The sequence below is a fragment of the Micromonospora sp. NPDC047740 genome, assembly GCF_043204735.1.
Classification (GTDB): domain Bacteria; phylum Actinomycetota; class Actinomycetes; order Mycobacteriales; family Micromonosporaceae; genus Micromonospora.
In genome coordinates, this window is sequence record NZ_JBIDCT010000016.1 from 94,724 (window position 1) to 111,501 (window position 16,778).

19 protein-coding genes and 1 pseudogene are annotated in these 16,778 nt (G+C 72.2%); 8 read left to right on the forward strand and 12 right to left on the reverse strand.

Annotated features, from left to right (window positions below; genetic code table 11):
* Positions 1-196: 196 nt before the first annotated feature.
* Together ACGF4F_RS27085 and ACGF4F_RS27090 are read left to right on the forward strand one after the other, a co-directional pair.
* Entirely contained in the window at positions 197-1,261 is a 1,065-nt protein-coding gene (locus ACGF4F_RS27085; RefSeq protein ID WP_393081535.1) for a glycosyltransferase family 2 protein, read from the forward strand.
* 10 nt (positions 1,262-1,271) lie between these two features.
* A complete protein-coding gene (locus tag ACGF4F_RS27090) occupies positions 1,272-2,414 on the forward strand; it encodes a glycosyltransferase (protein ID WP_393081538.1) in 1,143 nt (380 codons plus the stop codon).
* A gap of 18 nt (positions 2,415-2,432) precedes the next feature.
* Here ACGF4F_RS27090 and ACGF4F_RS27095 read toward each other — a convergent pair whose 3' ends face one another.
* Positions 2,433-3,572: a fatty acid desaturase family protein gene (locus ACGF4F_RS27095; protein ID WP_393081541.1), complete on the reverse strand. Its 1,140-nt coding sequence runs from the start codon at positions 3,570-3,572 to the stop codon at positions 2,433-2,435.
* Positions 3,573-3,587: 15 nt separating this feature from the next.
* Positions 3,588-4,670 carry a ferredoxin reductase gene (locus ACGF4F_RS27100; protein ID WP_357441498.1) on the reverse strand — a complete coding sequence of 361 codons (1,083 nt, stop codon included), beginning with the start codon at positions 4,668-4,670 and terminating at the stop codon, positions 3,588-3,590.
* 83 nt (positions 4,671-4,753) lie between these two features.
* Between ACGF4F_RS27100 and ACGF4F_RS27105 the strand changes: the two genes are divergently transcribed.
* The 4 genes from ACGF4F_RS27105 (at position 4,754) to ACGF4F_RS27120 (ending at position 7,685) form a co-directional block, all read left to right on the forward strand.
* The gene (locus tag ACGF4F_RS27105; protein WP_357441499.1) at positions 4,754-5,971 is read left to right on the forward strand and encodes a helix-turn-helix domain-containing protein; all 1,218 of its coding nucleotides are present in this window, start codon (positions 4,754-4,756) and stop codon (positions 5,969-5,971) included.
* A 50-nt stretch (positions 5,972-6,021) separates the two neighbouring features.
* The gene (locus ACGF4F_RS27110) at positions 6,022-6,465 is read left to right on the forward strand and encodes an AraC family transcriptional regulator (protein ID WP_357441500.1); all 444 of its coding nucleotides are present in this window, start codon (positions 6,022-6,024) and stop codon (positions 6,463-6,465) included.
* 24 nt (positions 6,466-6,489) lie between these two features.
* A complete protein-coding gene (locus tag ACGF4F_RS27115; protein WP_073837642.1) occupies positions 6,490-6,921 on the forward strand; it encodes a VOC family protein in 432 nt (143 codons plus the stop codon).
* Positions 6,922-7,094: 173 nt separating this feature from the next.
* Positions 7,095-7,685: a dihydrofolate reductase family protein gene (locus tag ACGF4F_RS27120; protein WP_393081546.1), complete on the forward strand. Its 591-nt coding sequence runs from the start codon at positions 7,095-7,097 to the stop codon at positions 7,683-7,685.
* A gap of 25 nt (positions 7,686-7,710) precedes the next feature.
* Here ACGF4F_RS27120 and ACGF4F_RS27125 read toward each other — a convergent pair whose 3' ends face one another.
* The gene (locus ACGF4F_RS27125) at positions 7,711-8,469 is read right to left on the reverse strand and encodes a hypothetical protein (protein ID WP_357441504.1); all 759 of its coding nucleotides are present in this window, start codon (positions 8,467-8,469) and stop codon (positions 7,711-7,713) included.
* 168 nt (positions 8,470-8,637) lie between these two features.
* Between ACGF4F_RS27125 and ACGF4F_RS27130 the strand changes: the two genes are divergently transcribed.
* Positions 8,638-9,354, forward strand: coding sequence for a hypothetical protein (locus tag ACGF4F_RS27130; RefSeq protein ID WP_357441505.1), 717 nt, complete (start codon positions 8,638-8,640; stop codon positions 9,352-9,354).
* A gap of 237 nt (positions 9,355-9,591) precedes the next feature.
* Positions 9,592-10,820, forward strand: a pseudogene (locus ACGF4F_RS27135) (IS110 family transposase).
* A 41-nt stretch (positions 10,821-10,861) separates the two neighbouring features.
* On the opposite strand, the gene ACGF4F_RS27140 reads toward ACGF4F_RS27135, so the two are convergent.
* From ACGF4F_RS27140 to fabG, 9 genes are all read right to left on the reverse strand, one after another.
* Positions 10,862-11,413, reverse strand: coding sequence for a GNAT family protein (locus tag ACGF4F_RS27140; protein ID WP_357441506.1), 552 nt, complete (start codon positions 11,411-11,413; stop codon positions 10,862-10,864).
* The gene (locus ACGF4F_RS27145; protein ID WP_393081551.1) at positions 11,410-12,774 is read right to left on the reverse strand and encodes a methylaspartate mutase; all 1,365 of its coding nucleotides are present in this window, start codon (positions 12,772-12,774) and stop codon (positions 11,410-11,412) included. The genes ACGF4F_RS27140 and ACGF4F_RS27145 overlap by 4 nt, the downstream gene beginning before the upstream one ends.
* Positions 12,771-13,238: a cobalamin-dependent protein gene (locus tag ACGF4F_RS27150; RefSeq protein ID WP_357441508.1), complete on the reverse strand. Its 468-nt coding sequence runs from the start codon at positions 13,236-13,238 to the stop codon at positions 12,771-12,773. Before ACGF4F_RS27150 ends, ACGF4F_RS27145 begins: the two co-directional genes overlap by 4 nt.
* Positions 13,235-13,858, reverse strand: coding sequence for a DsbA family protein (locus tag ACGF4F_RS27155; protein WP_393081554.1), 624 nt, complete (start codon positions 13,856-13,858; stop codon positions 13,235-13,237). The genes ACGF4F_RS27150 and ACGF4F_RS27155 overlap by 4 nt, the downstream gene beginning before the upstream one ends.
* A gap of 20 nt (positions 13,859-13,878) precedes the next feature.
* Positions 13,879-14,694, reverse strand: coding sequence for an alpha/beta fold hydrolase (locus tag ACGF4F_RS27160; protein WP_393081557.1), 816 nt, complete (start codon positions 14,692-14,694; stop codon positions 13,879-13,881).
* A 78-nt stretch (positions 14,695-14,772) separates the two neighbouring features.
* Entirely contained in the window at positions 14,773-15,018 is a 246-nt protein-coding gene (locus ACGF4F_RS27165) for an acyl carrier protein (protein ID WP_143194101.1), read from the reverse strand.
* A gap of 48 nt (positions 15,019-15,066) precedes the next feature.
* Positions 15,067-15,549, reverse strand: a complete 483-nt coding sequence (locus ACGF4F_RS27170) for a 3-hydroxyacyl-ACP dehydratase FabZ family protein (protein ID WP_393081561.1) — start codon at positions 15,547-15,549, stop codon at positions 15,067-15,069.
* Entirely contained in the window at positions 15,542-15,958 is a 417-nt protein-coding gene (locus ACGF4F_RS27175; RefSeq protein ID WP_393081564.1) for a 3-hydroxyacyl-ACP dehydratase FabZ family protein, read from the reverse strand. Before ACGF4F_RS27175 ends, ACGF4F_RS27170 begins: the two co-directional genes overlap by 8 nt.
* A gap of 74 nt (positions 15,959-16,032) precedes the next feature.
* Entirely contained in the window at positions 16,033-16,770 is a 738-nt protein-coding gene (fabG, locus tag ACGF4F_RS27180; RefSeq protein WP_393081567.1) for a 3-oxoacyl-[acyl-carrier-protein] reductase, read from the reverse strand.
* Positions 16,771-16,778: the final 8 nt, after the last annotated feature.

Sequence of the window (16,778 nt, forward strand, 5' to 3'; positions counted from 1 at the left end):
GCTCTCACCTGGGAAGACACCAAAGATAGTCCGTTTCGGAAGCCGATTGGCACTCGTTGTTAACCCGGTGCACAGGTAGCGCCAATTAGCGTGCTCAGGACCATTCGGGGCGCACCAGTCCCGCGAATTCACCGACCCCGCCTGGTTCGACGGCGGCGAATACATCCCGAAGTCACGTACGAGTGGGCAGGTATTCATGACCCGTACACCTGACGTCAGCGTGGTCATTCCCACCTGCGACCGGCCGGACCTGGTGCTCCGCGCCGTCCGCAGCGCACTGGCCCAGACCGTCGACACCATCGAGGTCATCGTCGTGGTCGACGGCGCCGACGAGGCGACCCTGAAGGCCCTCGCCGCGGTGCCGGACGACCGGCTACGGGTGGTGCCGCTGGCCGAGCGCGGCGGCGCCCCGAACGCCCGCAACGTCGGGGCCCAGGAGGCCCGGGCGGAGTGGACCGCCTTCCTGGACGACGACGACGAGTGGCTGCCGGAGAAGCTCGCGGTGCAGCTGGCGGCGGCCCGCAGCGCCGAGGCGCCCCTGCCGGTCGTGGCCAGCCGGCTGCTCAACCGGACCCCGCGGGCCGAGTTCGTGCTGCCCCGCCGGCTGCCCGAACCGGGCGAGCCGATCAGCGAGTACCTCACCGTGCGGCGCGGGCTGTTCCACGGCGACGGGTTCATCCAGACCTCGACCATCATGGCGCCGACCGAGCTGCTGCGCCGGGTCCCGTTCACCGTGGGCCTGCGCCGGCAGCAGGAGCTGGACTGGACCCTGCGGGCGGTCAGCCACCCGGACGTCGACCTCGTCATGACCGAGGAGGCGCTGGTCGTCTGGCACCAGGACGAGGACCGGCCGCGGATCAGCCTGCAGTCACCCTGGGCGGCCCAGTTCGAGTGGCTCCAGGAGATCCGCCCGCTGCTCACCCCGCGGGCGTACGCGGCCCTGGCGATGAGCGTGATCAGCTCGATGGCGGCGACCACCCGCAGCTTCCGGGTGTTCCGGCTGCTGCTCGCCGAGGCCCGCCGGCACGGCCGCCCGAGCCTCATCGACTACGTGACCTACCTGCAGATCTGGCTGATCCCGCCGGACCTGCGGCACCAGCTGCGCGACCGGGTGCTCAACCGTCGCCGCACCGCGCAGCCGGCACCGCAGAGCCCGGACAGCGGCGTGCCCGGCCCTCGCGCCGGCCACGCCGAGCCGACGCCGTCGGAGGTCGGCGAACCGGAGCCGGTGGCCGGGTCCGGTGGCGGCGGACGGCAGTAGGGTCGCGGTCATGTCCCAGTCCACGGCGGTGATCTGGCGCAGTCACCTGCTGCCCGGATCGGAGACCTTCGTCCGCAACCAGGGTGACGCGCTGACCCGCTGGGCGACCCACTACCTGGGCGCGGTCAAGGTGGCTTCCCCACTGGCCCGGGACGGCGACGCCATCGCGTTTCCGGACGACCCGCGCGGCCGGGCCGAACTGCTGCGGCTCAAGCTCACCGGCCGGTCGGCCCGGCTCGACGCGGCGCTGGCACGACTCGCGCCGGATCTGGTGCACGCCCACTTCGGCGGCGACGGCTGGCTGGTCAGCGGCAGCACGCGGCGGCTCGGCGTACCCCTGGTGGTGACCCTGCACGGGCAGGACGTGACCCGGCAGCCCGCGCTGCCCGGGGCGCGCGGCGCCCGCAACCGGCGCCACCTGCGCCAGGCGTTCGACCGGGCGGCGCTGGTCATCGCGGTGTCGGAGTTCATCCGCGACCGGGCGGTCGCCCTCGGCGCCGACCCGGCGAAGGTCCGGGTGCACCACATCGGCGTGCCGATCCCGCCCCCGCCAGCGGCGACGCCGAAGCGGTGGGACGTCATCTTCGTCGGCCGGTTCGTGGCCAAGAAGGGCGTCGACGACCTGGTGGAGGCGGTGGGGATGCTGCCCGCCGCGCGCCGGCCCCGGCTGCTCCTCGTGGGCAGCGGACCGCTCGAGGCGCCGGTCCGGCGCCGGGCCGCCGAACTCGGTCTGAACGCCACCTTCCTCGGCGCGCAGAGCCCCGACGTGGTCCGCCGTCACCTCGCCGAGTCGCGGATCCTGGCGGCGCCGTCGCGGACCGCCCCGGACGGCGACTGCGAGGGGCTGCCCACCACCATCCTGGAGGCGGGCAGCGCCGGCCTGCCGGCGGTGGCGACCTACCACAGCGGCATCCCGGAGGCGGTGCGGCACGGCGAGACCGGGCTGCTCAGCGCCGAACGGGACCGGGCCGCGCTCGCCGCGCACCTCGACACGCTGCTCGGCGACGAGGTGCTGCGGTCCCGCCTCGGCGCCGCCGCCCGCACGCACGTCGAGGCGCACTTCGACCTGCACCGGCAGACCCGGCTGCTGGAGGAGCTGTACGACGAGGCGCGCTCCGGCCGTCCCGCCGGCGCTACGCGGGTCAGGTCGTGAGGCCGTCAGACTGATTCGTCAGGCGCTGGCGGAGACGAGCGACGCCGGCACCACGGGCTCGACACTCTTGCGGCGCCGGTTGGGGAACGACAGCCGGATGACCTTCCACCACGCGGAGGCCACCTGCTTGGGCATCGACCCGGTGGTGTACTTCAGCCCGTACCGGTCGAACAGCGCCCGGACCTGGGGGGCGATCTCTCCGTAGCGGTTGCTCGGCAGGTCGGGGAAGAGGTGGTGCTCGATCTGGTGCGACAGGTTGCCGGTCATGATGTGCAGCAGCCGGCTGCCGCTGATGTTGGCCGAGCCGAGCATCTGCCGCAGGTACCACTCGCCCTTCGTCTCGCCCTCGATGGAGGTCTTCTCGAAGGTCTCCACCCCACTGGGGAAGTGGCCGCACATGATCACCGAGTGGCTCCACACGTTGCGGATCAGGTTCGCGGTGAACGTGGCGGCCAAAGTGCTCAGGAACGACGGGCCGGACAGCAGCGGGTGCACCACGTAGTCCTTGAGCACCTGGCGGCGGATCTTGCGGCCGACCGCCCGGGCCCGGGCCCGGAACTCCGAGGTCTTGTGCCCGCCGTCGCTCAGATTCTTCCCCAGCTCCAGGTCGTACGCGGCGATGCCGTACTCGAAGAAGCAGGCGTTGATGAGGTTGTAGAACGGCTGGCCCAGGTGGCCCTTGCTCCACGGCTGGTCCTCGTCGACCCGCATGATGCCGTAGCCGAGGTCGTTGTCCTTGCCCAGCACGTTGGTGTACCGGTGGTGCAGCTCGTTGTGCGAATGCTTCCACTGCTCGGCCGGGGTGACGTGGTCCCACTCCCAGGTGGTCGAGTGGATCTTGGGGTCGCGCATCCAGTCCCACTGGCCGTGCAGGACGTTGTGGCCGATCTCCATGTTCTCCAGGATCTTGGCCACCGCCAGGCCTGCGGTACCGACGATCCAGGCCGGCGGGAACAGCGAGAAGAGCAGCACGGCGCGGCTGCTCATCTCCAGCGTCCGCTGGGTCTTGACCACCCGCCGGATGTAGCGGGCGTCCCGCTCCCCCCGGTCGGCGATCACCCGGTCCCGGATGGCGTCCAGCTCCTTGCCGAGGATCTCGATGTCCTCGGCGGTGAGGTGGGCGATCGGGTTGACGGCCTTCTTCTGGATCGCGGTCACGTCGGGGGCCTCCTGTCAGAGTTCGATGTCGCAGGTACCGGCGGCCGCCGACACGCAGGTCTGGATGAGCACGCCGTCCCCGGGGACGGCGGTGGTGAGGTCGCCGTTGCGCAGGTCCCGGACCGCGCCCTGCCGCAGCGGCACCACGCAGCCGAAGCAGATCCCCATCCGGCAGCCCGATGGCATGAGCACCCCCGCGTTCTCACCGGCGTCCAGGATCGGGGTGGCCCCGTCCGCCTCGACCGTCACGCCGGCGCCGGTGAAGGTCACCGCCCCGCCCTGCCCAGGGGCGATCACCGTGGGCCGGAACCGCTCGGTGTGCAACCGGTCGGCCACACCGCGGTCGGCCCAGTGCCGCTCGACGGCGTCGAGCAGGCCGACCGGGCCGCAGGCCCAGGTCTGCCGCTCGGCGTGGTCGGGCACGAGCTCGTCCAGCTCGGGTATGCCGAGCAGCCCGTCGGTCTCGGTGTGCCGCTCGATGAGCCGCAGCGCGCCGGTGGCGGCGAGCGCCCGCAGTTCGGCGCCGAAGATGACGTCGTCCCGGCGGGGCGCCGAGTGCACCAGCACGACGTCGGCCCAGGCTGGCAGGCCGGCGCGGAGCATCGCCATGACCGGGGTGATGCCACTGCCGGCGGTGAGGAAGAGAACCCGCTCGGGGGTCGCCGCGGGCAGCACGAAGTCGCCCTGCGCCTGGTCGAGCTGGACGATCGTGCCGGGCCTAACCCGGCGGACGAGATGGTTGCTGACCTTGCCGTCCGGGATCGCCTTCACGGTGACCGTGATCCGGCGATCGGCGCCGCCCGGCACCGAGGTGAGCGAGTACGCCCGCCACTGACGCACCCCGTCGACGTCCACCCCGAGGCGCACGTACTGTCCGGGCAGGTGGCCACGCCAGCCCCGACCCGGCTGGATGACCACGGTCGCCGCGTCCGGGGTCTCGGGACGCACCTCGACGATCCGGCCGCGCAGGGCGGCGCCGGCCCGCAGCGGCGCGACCAGGTCGAGGTAGTCCGCCGGCAGCAGCGGGGTGGTGACCGTCTCGGCCAGCCGCAGCAGCCGGTGCCGGAAGCTGGCCTTCGGGCGGGCGATTGTGGTCATGTGACCAGGGTGGCTACCCGATCGCATAACATCTTGTCCGACAAAGGTGAATTGACCACGGGTTTTTGTGCGGGGTGAACAAGATGTCGGACGAGGCGCGCCACGCCACCCACCTCGAACTGGACGAACGGGTCGCCTCCCGACTCCGCGACCGTCTGCCCGTGGTGGCCGAGCGGACGGTCAGCGCGATCACCGCCGAGGTGACCGCCTACTCCGGCGCCCTCACCGGCACGATGCGGGCGAAGATCGAGAACGCGGTACGCATCGCGCTGGGCACGTTCCTGCAGCTCATCGAGGGGGCGCAGGCCGCCGACCCGAGCACCCCACTCGCCCCCGCGCTGGAAGCCGCGTACGCGCTGGGCAGCGGCGAGGCCCGCTCCGGGCGGAGCATGGACGCGCTGCTGGCCGCGTACCGGGTGGGCGCCCGGGTGGCCTGGCGGGAGGTGTCCGCCACCACCGTACGCAGCGGGCTGGCCGCCGAGACGGTGGCCGAGTTCGCCGAGCTGATGTTCGCGTACATCGACGAGCTGTCGGCGGCCAGCGTGGCTGGGCACGCCGACGAGCTGGCCAGCGCCGGCCGGGCCCGCCGCCGCAACCTGGAACGCCTCACCCAGCAACTCCTGGCCGGGGAGCCGGAGGAGATCCTGCGCCGCAGCGCCGAGCGGGCCGACTGGCCGCTGCCACAGACCCTCACCGTCGTCCTGCTGCCCCGCCGCGACCTGCGCGCGGTGCTCGCCCTGCTCAGCCCGCACACCCTGGAGAGCGGCGAGGACCTGCCCGGGATGGACCCGGCCGAGGAACTGGCCGTGCTGCTGGTGCCGGACATGCACGGCGGCCGACGCCGCCAGCTCGCCCGGCTGCTGCCCGGCCACCGGGCGGTGCTCGGGCCGGCCCGGCCCTGGCACCGGGTCGCCGCCTCCTACCAGCGGGCCACCCGGGCGCTCGCCCTCGGCCTCGGCGAGCCGGACGCCGGCCCGGTCGACACCGAACAGCACCTGGCCGAACTGCTGCTCAGCATGGACCCGGAGGGGCTGGCGGACCTGCGCGCCCAGGCACTGCGCCCGCTGGCCGCGCTGCCCCCGGCCACCGCGCACCGGCTCGCCGAGACGCTGCGCTCCTGGCTGCTGCACCAGGGCCGGCGCGACGACGTGGCAGCCGACCTGTTCGTGCACCCGCAGACCGTCCGCTACCGGATGGGCAAGCTGCGCGAGCTGTACGGCGAGCGACTCCACCACCCGGCCACCGTCCTCGACCTCATGCTGGCCCTGGCTGTGCCGCCGACCCCGCCCGCGGTCGACTGAGGGGGCGGACCCGGCGCCCTCGGCCGTCGGACCGCCTACCCTCGGTCCTGATGAGCAACGCGCCCCGTCGGGCCCCGGCCGACCTGCTGGTCCACCTGCGCCGCGCGCGCGATCACATGGACCGGCACTACGCCGAGCCGCTGGACCTGGCGGCGGTCGCCGCGGTGGCCGGGGTAAGCAAGTACCACTTCCACCGGCTCTTCACCGTCACGTACGGTCTGTCCCCCGCCGCGCACCTGTCCCAGCGACGGATCGAACGGGCCCAGGACCTGCTGCGCAGCACCAACCTCACGGTCACCGAGGTGTGCCACGCCGTCGGCTTCACCAGCCTCGGCTCGTTCAGCAGCCGGTTCCGTGATCTGGTCGGGGAGGCGCCGAGCGAGTTCCAGCGCCGCTGGGCGGAGACCGGGGCACCGCACATCCCGGGATGCTTCCTGCTGATGTGGGGGCTCACCGAGCGACGCCGCTCCGCAAGCGAGGAGAAGGCCGGCTGACCAGCCAGTTTCTAGCCTGGTCGCATGATTACCAACATCTCGATCATCAGCGTGCTGGTCAAGGACATCGACGTGGCCAAGGCGTTCTACCTCGACGTGCTCGGGTTCGTCGAGCACACCGACATCACCGTCGGTGACGGCTCCTACCGCTGGTGCACGATCACGCATCCGAACCAGCCGGAGTTGCAGGTGCAACTGACCCTGCCCGGGCCGCCGTACTCGCCGGAGGTGGCGGCCACCCTGCGGCGCGCTCAGGACGAGGGCAGCCTGTTCGGCCTCGGGCTGGACGTGGACGACTGCCGCAAGACCCACGAGGAGCTGCGCGCCAAGGGCGTCGAGTTCATCCAGGAGCCGGCCGAGCGACCGTACGGGGTGGAGGCGGTCGCCCGCGACAACTCCGGCAACTGGCTGGTCCTGGTGGAACGCCACCGCTTCGACCCCGCCGCCCTGACGTGACCCAGGTAGCTTGCCGACCGCTACGAACTTGATGACGTGAACGATTCACCTTGATCGCACCGCCCTGGCGACGGCATCCGCGATCCATCCACGTCATCAAGTTCGTAGGCGCGTGCAGGGTACGGTTCCACCACATGCCGGTGCCCACACGCCACCACGCAGAAAGGGCTGGAATGGCGAGAGTGTTGCTGGATGTCACCATGTCGCTGGACGGCTTCATGGCCGGCCCTGACGTCAGCGTTGCCCACCCGATGGGCGTGGGTGGGCTCCGCCTACACGAGTGGATCTTCAACGCCTCGTCCCACGAGGTAGACGCGGAAATCCTCCGCGGGATGCAGGCGGGCACGGGCGCGGTGGTGCTCGGCCGGCGGACGTTCGACGTCGGCATCGACGTCTGGAACGACACCCCGTTCCCGGCGCCCTGCTTCGTGCTGACCCACGCCCCCCTGGCCAAGCGGGTCGAGAAGAGCGGCACCTTCACCTTCATCACCGACGTCCGGGACGCCTGCGCCCGGGCCACCGCCGCCGCCGGCGACCGCGACGTACGCCTCATGGGCGCGGAGGTCGGCCAGCAGTTCCTGGCCGCAGGCCTGGTCGACGAGATCCGCGTCCAGCTCGCCCCCGTGCTGCTCGGCACCGGCCGCCGCCTGTTCGAGCACCTCGGCGACGCGCCCATCGAGCTGGAGCGGCTCGCCACGGTGGACTCGCCGTACGTCACCCACCTGCGCTACCGGGTCCGGCGCGACGCCGCCCCGCAGCCCTGACGAGCCGTTCCCGGCCCGGTGAGGGTCAGTCTGGGATGTTCCAGGCGGACGCGGTGAAGGTGACCGAACCGTCCTGGGGGGTGGCGGTCACCGAGAGGACCACCATCTTCCAGGTGTTAGCCGAGGAACGCGCGTCGTCGTACGAGGTGGTGATGCAGTAGACCTGGCCACGCCGCAGCGGCTGCTCCTCGCCCGCGATGGGGCTGGTGCGGATCTGGTCCGCGCACTCGCTCGGCTTCACGGTCGTCGAACTCACCTCGCTGGCGTCGACGCCGGACGTGAGGTTGAGGTACGGGGATCCCGAACCGCACGGCCGGTGGAACTCCAACTCCGCGACGCCCGCCGCGGTCTGCACACGCGGCTCGTCCAGGTCGATGTAGACCGTGTCGCTACAGCTGGAACCGACGGGCACCCGCAGGGTCTCCCCCGTGTACTTGTCCTCGTACCGGGTGCGGTCGTTCAGCTCGGGCACGGCACCGGACTCGGTGGGCGCCGGCGCATCGGCCGTCTGGTCCGCGCTGGGCGAGTCCGACGTCGTCGGCTGGCTCGGCGCGGCCCCCGCGCCGGGTGGCGACGCCACGGCGGAAAGCTTGTCGAGCGCCTCGTTCGCCCGGTCCGCGGCCCGCCAGGACAGCAGCATCGAGATGACGGCGAGCACCAGCGCCACCCCGGCGGCCGCCATGGCCACCAGGCCGGCACCGGAGTGGGGCCGGCCCGGGCCGCCGCTGGTCGACGGGCCCGCAGCGCCGTCGTTCGGCGCGGCGAAGGAATCCGGTGTGCTCATCGCCTATCCGTATCCTTTGGATCATCCACTGTGGTCGCCCGACACCGTATCGCACGGGAGCATCCGATAGGTTGTGCGAGATCCGGAGGTCGAACGTCCCTTGTACCTTGTCATGGTCCGGCAGAATGTCGCCGCGCAACGGCGCTTCGTTGACTCAGGTGGCGAGCGGTGAGCACATCGTCCCAACACGATCCGGCCGGTTCCGGCGCGGTGTCCGACGGTCGACGCCGGGGTGACCGCGCGACCACGGTCGGCACGATCATCGGTGCGGCGGGGCTGTTGGTGTCGATCCTGGCGTGGCAGTGGCCCAGGGACCCTGCGACCGATGCCACGCCGGCCCCACCGAGCGCCAACACCAGCCCGCCGGCCGAGACGATGGCCAGCCCGCCGAACGGCCCGACGAGCACGCCGCAGCCGACGCCGAGCGCCCCCGCCGGGCCGGGGGTATTCCTGACCGACGACCTCACCCCCGAGGCCGGCGGCGACAAGCTGGTAGAGATCCCACGCGCGGTCCGGGGTCGCCCCGACTACAACAGCCACGCCATCGCGATCCGGTGCCCGAGCAACGCCAGCGACGAGCCGGTCACGGAGGTGACCTACCTGCTCTCCCGGCACTACCAGCAGTTCGACGCGACCGTGCACCCCTATTACCCGCCCGACTCTGACGTCCAAGCGGCCACCTATGTCACCGCGATCCGTGGCGATCGGCAGCGGGACGGGAGCCTGACCACCATCGAGGCCGGCGCGCAGCAGCGGTCGCGGCCAGGTGCACCCCGCACGCTCACCGCCGTCGTGGAGAAGGCCGAAAAGCTGACCATACGGGTGGACTGTGGCGAACCGGCCGGGGTCGTGATGCTGACCGACGCCCGGCTGACCCCCGCCTAATGGGAGCTGTCGGGTGAGCCGTTGGCAGACTCGACAGCGGTAGCCGCGGGCGGGTGAGCACTCTCCCCGCCTGGACTTGGTGAGTCCTGGGGTCAGAACGTGCCCCCGCCCGTGGTCGGGAGAGGAACCGCTGATGGGGTGTCGTGCCCGCTGACGTTGCGTGAGCACTGGTCCATTAGGCCGCCGGGCTCTTCCGCGGGCTGCCGACGGTGTCCCTGTGGTAGAGCGGAGGCGGGTGTGCTGTTCGTCGGTGACGACTGGGCAGAAGATCATCACGATGTGGAGGTGCAGGACCAGCACGGTCGGACGCTGCGGACCGTCCGGCTGCCTGAGGGTGTGGAGGGTATGGCCCGTTTCCATGACCTCGTGGCCGGGTTCCTGCCCGAGGATGCCACGCCGGCGCAGGTGCTGGTGTGTATCGAGACCGATCGCGGGCCGTGGGTCCGTGCCCTGGTCGCGGCCGGCTACCAGGTGTATGGGGTCAACCCGAAGCAGGCCGCCCGGCATCGGGAGCTCGTGTCGATCTCCGGTGCCAAGAGCGACAAGGCCGACGCGCACACCCTCGCAGACATGGTGCGGACCCGCCGGCACCATCTGCGGCAGGTCGCTGCGGACTCCGACATCGCCGAGGCGGTCAAGGTCGTCGCCCGGGCACACCAGACATTGATCTGGGAGCGCACCCGGCACACGCTGCGGCTGCGGCGGCACTGCGGGAGTACTTCCCCGCCGCGCTGCAGGCATACGAGGCGCTGGCACTCACCGGCTCGGACACCCTGGCGCTACTGGCCAAGGCACCGACCCCGGCCACAGCAGCCAAGCTCACCGTGGCGCAGATCGGTGCCGCGCTTAAACGAGCCCGCCGACGCGACATCCCCGCCAAAGCGGCAGCGATCCAGCAGGCACTGCGCACCGCGCACCTGGGCCGGCCCGAGATCGTCACCGGCGCGTACGCGGCAACCGTCCGCGCCACGGTGGCGGTCCTGCAGACTCTCAACGCCGAGATCCGCACCATGGAAGGCCAGGTCGAGGCGCATTTTGGCCAGCACCCGGACGCTGAGATCTACCTCAGCCAGCCCGGCATCGGCGCGATTCTCGGCGCCCGGGTGCTCGCAGAGTTCGGTGACGCTCCCGGCCGTTACACCGACGCCAGATCACGCAAAAACTACGCCGGCACCGCCCCGATCACCCGCCAATCCGGCAAGACCAAAACCATCCACGCCCGATTCGTCCACAACGACCGGCTCGTCGACGCCCTGCACATGCAGGCGGGCGCCGCGATCCTGCACGACACCGCCGTGCGCACCTACTACGACGAACTCCGCGCCCGCGACGTCAGCCACCCCGCCGCCCTACGCCAGATCGGCAACCGCCTCGTCGGCATCCTCCACGGCTGCCTCAAGACCCACACCCACTACGACCAGGCCACCGCCTGGTCACACCGAACCGTCGTACGCGCTGCTGCTTGACACCTCAGCTCCTGGGCTGTCTGACCCGGCCGCGCCGTCGGTCAGTCCGCGGCGGGTTCGCCGAGCGCGAAGACGACGACGCTCCGCTGGCCGCCGTCCCCCTCCGGCTCGATGCGAGTACCGGTCCGCTGGAACCCGCACTTCTCCGCCACCCGGATCGAGGCCGCGTTCTCCTCGTCCGCCTCCAGGATCACCTGCTCCAGAGCGAGGTCGGACAGCGCCCAACGGGCCAGCAGCCGGACCGCCCGGGGCGCGACACCCCGCCCCCGGCACTGCGGGAACACCCCGTACGCCACGGTGGCCACCGCGTCGCTGCGGAACTGCAGGTTGATGCTCCCGACCGGTTCGTCGGTCGCCGCGTCCGCGATCACCAGCGGGGCGGCCTTCCCGCTGCGCCACATCTCCCCGCCCCGCGCCACGAAGTCGCGGCGCGCCTGCGCATCCATCGGCTCGTCGTCCAGCCAGCGGCGGATCTCCGGATCGTGGCTGGCCGCGGCGATCGCCTCGACGTCGGACTCCCGCCGTGGCCGCAGGGCGACCGTGCCGTCAGTCAGCGGCGCGGCGGGCGGCACGATCGGTGTGGAACGGGTCATGGACGGTCATGGTACGACCGTTCCTGAGCCCGCTGACGGATGAACTCCGTGGCCGGCAGGGCCGTGGTGGGCCCGGGCCCGACCACCGGCGGCGGGACCGAGTCGTATCGGCCAGCCACGTACGACAGCGCGGCGAGCAGCCCGTCGCTGGTCATCTCCACCGGCCGCCCGGCGGCCGACCGGTCGACGGTCACCGGCATCCGGCCGGCCCGGGACCACGCCAGTCGGCCCCGGTCGCTGATGTAGCCGCGGGCCTGTCCGGCGTTGTCCGGGTGCAGGCAGTACGGGATGTCGAGGTAGCCGCGGGCGAAGGCACGGCGGAGGGCGACGCCCACGTCCTCGCTGAGCTCCAGCACCGCCTCGATCAGGGTCCGCGCCTCGGCGTAGATGCCGGTGTCCGGTACCTCGGCCGGGGCCGGCTGCTCGACGGCGGCGACCCGGGCGGCGTGCTCCAGCGCGGCCACGTTCTCCTCGACCGTCGGGATGCGGTGCGCCTCGGCCGGGGTCTTCACGATCAGGCGGGCCGCTCCGCCGCGTACCGCCAGCCGGGCGGCGGTGCCGAGCAGCCGCAACGCCCCCTCGGTGGTCCGTGGATAGACCCCCATGTAGGTGTAGAGCACCACGTGACTGTCCAGGTCGGGCAGCAGTTCGTCGATCAGCCGGCGCAGCGCGGCCAGCGCCTCCTCGTCCTGCTCGGGCGAGGTCTGCTGGGCGTAGCTCAGCGAGACGCTGCGCAGCCCGTGCTGCCGGAAGAACATGCCCTCCAGCACGGCCACGGCAAGCAACAGGCTGGGCGGGCAGAGCTGCCCGAGCAGGCAGCCACCGAAGCTCTCCAGGTGCGGTTCGACGCCGAGGTCCCGCAGCCGGGTGTAGCCGGCGCAGCAGCGCGCCCAGCTGTCGACCGCGTCCCGAAGCGGCACCCGGCTGTAGGGCAGGCAGTACGAGACGGGGCCGCCCTCGGTCGCGTCCACGCCGGTCCGCAGCAGGGCGGCGAAGATCTGCTCGGGCCGTGCCGAGCCGTGCCGCACCTGCACCGGCACGTCGTGCCGGTGCGCGGCGGCGAGCACCCAGCGGGTCACCTCCGGGGGGTGGTCGACGATCGGATACCCGTTCAGGGGTGATCCGTCGGCCAGCGCGCGCCGGGCAGCCGCGTGGTCACCGACCCGGGTGTAGCTGTCCAGCGTGACGGTGGCCGCGGTCGCCGCCCGGGCCCGCGCCACCGCGTCCAGCCCGGCGCGCATGGTGGCCGGGTCGCCGAAGCCCATTCGGGGCTGCACGACCAGCTCGCCCCGCGCCCGGGCGGCGGCGACGGCCGCGGCGAACGGACCGCGCGGCATCCCGGCGGCGCTCCGCTCGGTCATGCCGGCCGGTCCGCCGCGACGAGTTCGAGCCGGCCGAGGTACTCCAGGAAGCGGTCCCGGTCGGCTCCGTCGTCGAAGACGGCCGTGTAGCCGGCGGCGAACAGCTCGGCGACCTGTGCCCCGGTCAGGCTGCCGTCGACGCCCAGCTTGCCGCCGATGACGATCGGCACGTCGGCCAGGGCCGGGTCGGCGCGCAGCACGGCGGCCAGCCGTTTGCCGTCGGTGCAGCCGTGCCCGTTGACGCTGGAGACCACCACCAGGTCGGGGTTGTTCCGGCGGCACTCGGCGGCGAACAGCTCCTCCGGCACGCAGGCACCCAGGTTGATCACCCGGTGCCCGGCCTCCTCGAGCAGCAGTTGCAGGTAGACCAGGTTCCAGGTGTGCGCGTCGGAGGAGACCGTGCCGAGCAGCACGGTGCGGCCGCCGCCGGTCGCGGCCGGCTGGACCGGGGCCAGCACGGTCACCGGCGTACCCCTGCGGCGTGCAGGGCGTCGAGGAAGCCGTCCAGCCGCTCCAGGCCCCAGAACCGGTGCCGGCCCACGATGAAGTACGGCACCGCGAAGATGTCGTCGTCGTACGCGCCGGCCAGGGCCTGCACCGCCGCCTCGCGCAGGCTCGGGTCGGCCGCGGCGCCGATCGCCGCGGCCGGATCGATCCCCGCCTCGGTGGCCAGGCCGGCCAGCACGCCCGGGTCGCTGATGTTCTCGCCCTGCTCCCACCGGGCGCGGGCCGCCGCCTGGTAGAACTCCCAGGCGCGCCCCTGCTGGCGGGCGTACAGCCAGGCCAGGTGGGGCACCGCCCAGTCGACGTCCATGTCGGCCGGCCACACCATCCGGTACCCGAGCCGGTGCACCAGCCGGTTGGTGTCGGTCAGCAGGTACTCGTGCTTCGCCCGGCTGATCGGGGTGTCCAGGAAGCTCGAGTCCGCCTCGGCCAACGCGGCGCGCAGCCCGTCCTCCGGCACCCAGTGCGGCACGAAGGTGATGGCGTCCGGCGCTTCCGGCCAGCGTTCCGTGAGCTGGCGTACGGCGAGCCAGCTGCGCGGGCTGCGGAACGAGAAGTAGAGCCGGGGAGGCTTACGCATGTCAGGGGGTCTCCTCGGGGTCAGGCGACGGTCGGGGTGGGCAGCGCCGCGAGGAACCGCCGGATCTCCGCGGTCACCGCGGCGGCCTGCTCCAGGTGGCAGAAGTGACCGCCGTCGGACCTGGTGTGCACGGACGCCACCGGCATCGCCCGGCGCAGCGCCTCGGTGCGGGCGCCGGCGAGGGCCGGGTCGAGCGCGCCGGTGACCACCAGGGTGGGCACCGTGACGGTGTCGAGTCCGAGATCGGTGGTCGTGATGAACTGGCGGAGCAGGGCGACGAAGCCGAGCGGGCCGACCCGGTCGAGGGCCTTCGCGACCATGGTGTCGACCAGGTCCGGGTCCAGGGTGTGCCGCCGCCGGCCCAGCCGGAGCCGGAGTCCTTCGCCGATCACGGCGCGGAACCGGGCGAGTTCCCGGTCGAAGAGCTGCCAGCTGACCGGGTCGTCGAGGGGCCGGAAGTACGGGGCGAGCAGCACGACACCGTCCGCCGCGGGCAGTTCGGCTGCGGCGAGGAGTTCCAGCACCGCGTTCGCCCCGAACGAATGGCCCACCAGCAGGGCGGGCGGTTCGGGGAGCAGGGCCAGGGCGTGCCGCAGCAGCGTTGCGGGGCTGGTGCGGTGCACCCAGTCGTACTCGGCGCCGGCGCGCCAGGGCAGGTCGAGGGCGTAGGGGGTGAAGGGGAGGTCAGCGCCCAGCGCGTCGAGGAACGGCTGCCAGGTGTGCCAGGAGTCCTCAATGCCGTGCGCGAGCACCAGCGCCGGGCCGCTGCCCGGACCGCGGTGCACGGCAAGGCGTTCGCCATGGCACTCGGCCTCGACGACGGGATACCAGGTCACGGCGTACCTCCGAGCCTCGCCCGCCGCGGGACCACCAGGCGGTGGCTGCCCGCGGCGGGACCGGGGCGGTCACGTGGGTCAGTCCTGCCAGCCGGCGTACTGCTTGACGACGTCGTAGACGGCGCGCAGGTTCTCCATCTTGGGCAGCTCGGTCTGCGGAATCTCGATCTTGTACATCTTCTCCAGCCGGGCCAGGATCTCGATCGCCCGCAGCGAGTCCGCCTCGTGGTCGTCGACGAAGTGGCTGGTCTCGGTGATCTCCTCGGGCTCCACCTCGAGCACCTCGGCGACGATCTCGCGCAACTCGTTCATTCGGTTGCTCATGACCTGGGTCATCGTGCTGCCTTCCCTTCTCTGGTGTGACTGGATGGCTCAGCCGGTCGGCCCGGCGGCCAGTTCGGTGTCCGGCCGGGCGACCGCGAGCATCGAGCCGACGACGGCGATCCGCCGCTCACCGACCCAGGTCTCGCCGCGCATGACCGCGCTGTTGGGTTTGAGCGACTCCACCACCACCTCGTGGCGCAGGACGTCGCCCGGGTACGCGGCGCCGAGGAACTCGAAGTCCCGGGCCGCGCCGAAGACGAGGGTGCCCTCCGGCGTCTCGCCGGTGGCCCGGGCGGAGAGCAGCCAGAGCACCGCCCCGGCCTGCCCGAGCGACTCCACGATCAGCGCCGCCGGATAGGCGTACGCGGACTGCGGCAGTCCCTCGGCGAGACCGGCGAAGCACGGCTCGGTGCCGGTGACCGCCTTGGTCGCCACGATGCGCCGCCCGGGTTCCACCTCGAGGACCCGGTCCACCTGCAGGATCGGGTGCCGGTGCGGCAGGATCGCGGTGAGGTCGGCGTACTCAAGCATCGGTCGCCCCCGACCGCACGCGCAGCTCCAGGGTGACCTTGGCGCTGGCCGCGCCGTCGCCGCGGCGGCAGTCGGCGACCACCCGGACCCGGCGCGGGTCGTTCGGGTCGTCGCGCAGCTGGCAGCTCACGGTGAGCAGGTCACCGGGCAGCAGTGGCGCCTTGAACCGCACCGACCGCACCGCGGCCAGCTCCACCCGGACGTCCGGGCCGCGGCTGGCCTCGACGGCCCGGCGGGCCGCCTGGTGGACCGTCTCCACGGTGAACACTCCCGGGTAGATGGGAAAGCCGGGGTAGTGGCCCGCCAGGTACGGGTCGGTGGCCACGATCCGCTTGGTCGCCGTGATGCCGTCGGCGTTCGGTTCCACCTGGTCGACCGCGTCCAGGGGTGCGGCGAAACTGCGGCTCATGGCCCTCCTCTCCGATTCGCTGTCCGTATTGCACCGGTGCCGGCTCGAGGCCGGCTTAAGGTCGGCTCGGGTCGTCAGAGCACGATCCCGCCGTCGACCTGCAGCACCTGGCCGGTGACGTACCCGGCCCGGTCGGAGGCCAGGAAGGACACCAGCTCCGCGACGTCGGCCGGCTGGCCGAGCCGGCGCAGCGGGATCATGCCGACCGCCTTCGCCTTGGCCTTCTCGGACAGCGCGGCGGTCATGTCCGTCTCGATGAACCCGGGCGCCACCACGTTCACCCGCACCCCGTACGGGCCCAGCTCCTTGGCCAGGGCGCGGCTCATCGCGTTGATCCCGCCCTTGCTGGCCGAGTAGTTGGCCTGGGTGGCGTTGCCGTACACCCCGGCCACCGAGGACATGTTGATGACGGTGCCGCGCTTGCGCTTCATGAAGCCGAACACCACGGTCCGGCAGAAGTTGAAGGTGCCGGTGAGGTTGGTGTCCAGCACCGCCGCCCAGTCGGCGAACGGCATCAGCACCAACGGCTTGTCCCGGACGATGCCGGCGCTGTTGACCAGCACCTCCACCGGTCCGAGCTCCGCCTCGGCGGCGGCGACGAACGCGGTCACCGCGTCCGGGTCGGCCACGTCGCAGGGGGCGTGGAAGCAGCGCGCCCCCCGCTGCTTGATGGCGTCGGCCGTCTCCGCCGCCGCCTCTTCGCCGCTGCGGTAGCAGAACGCCACGTCGTACCCGTCCTCGGCCAGTCGCAGCGCCACCGCGCGGCCGATGCCGCGCGAGCCGCCGGTGACCAGCGCGGTGCGCTGCTCCATCCGGTCCT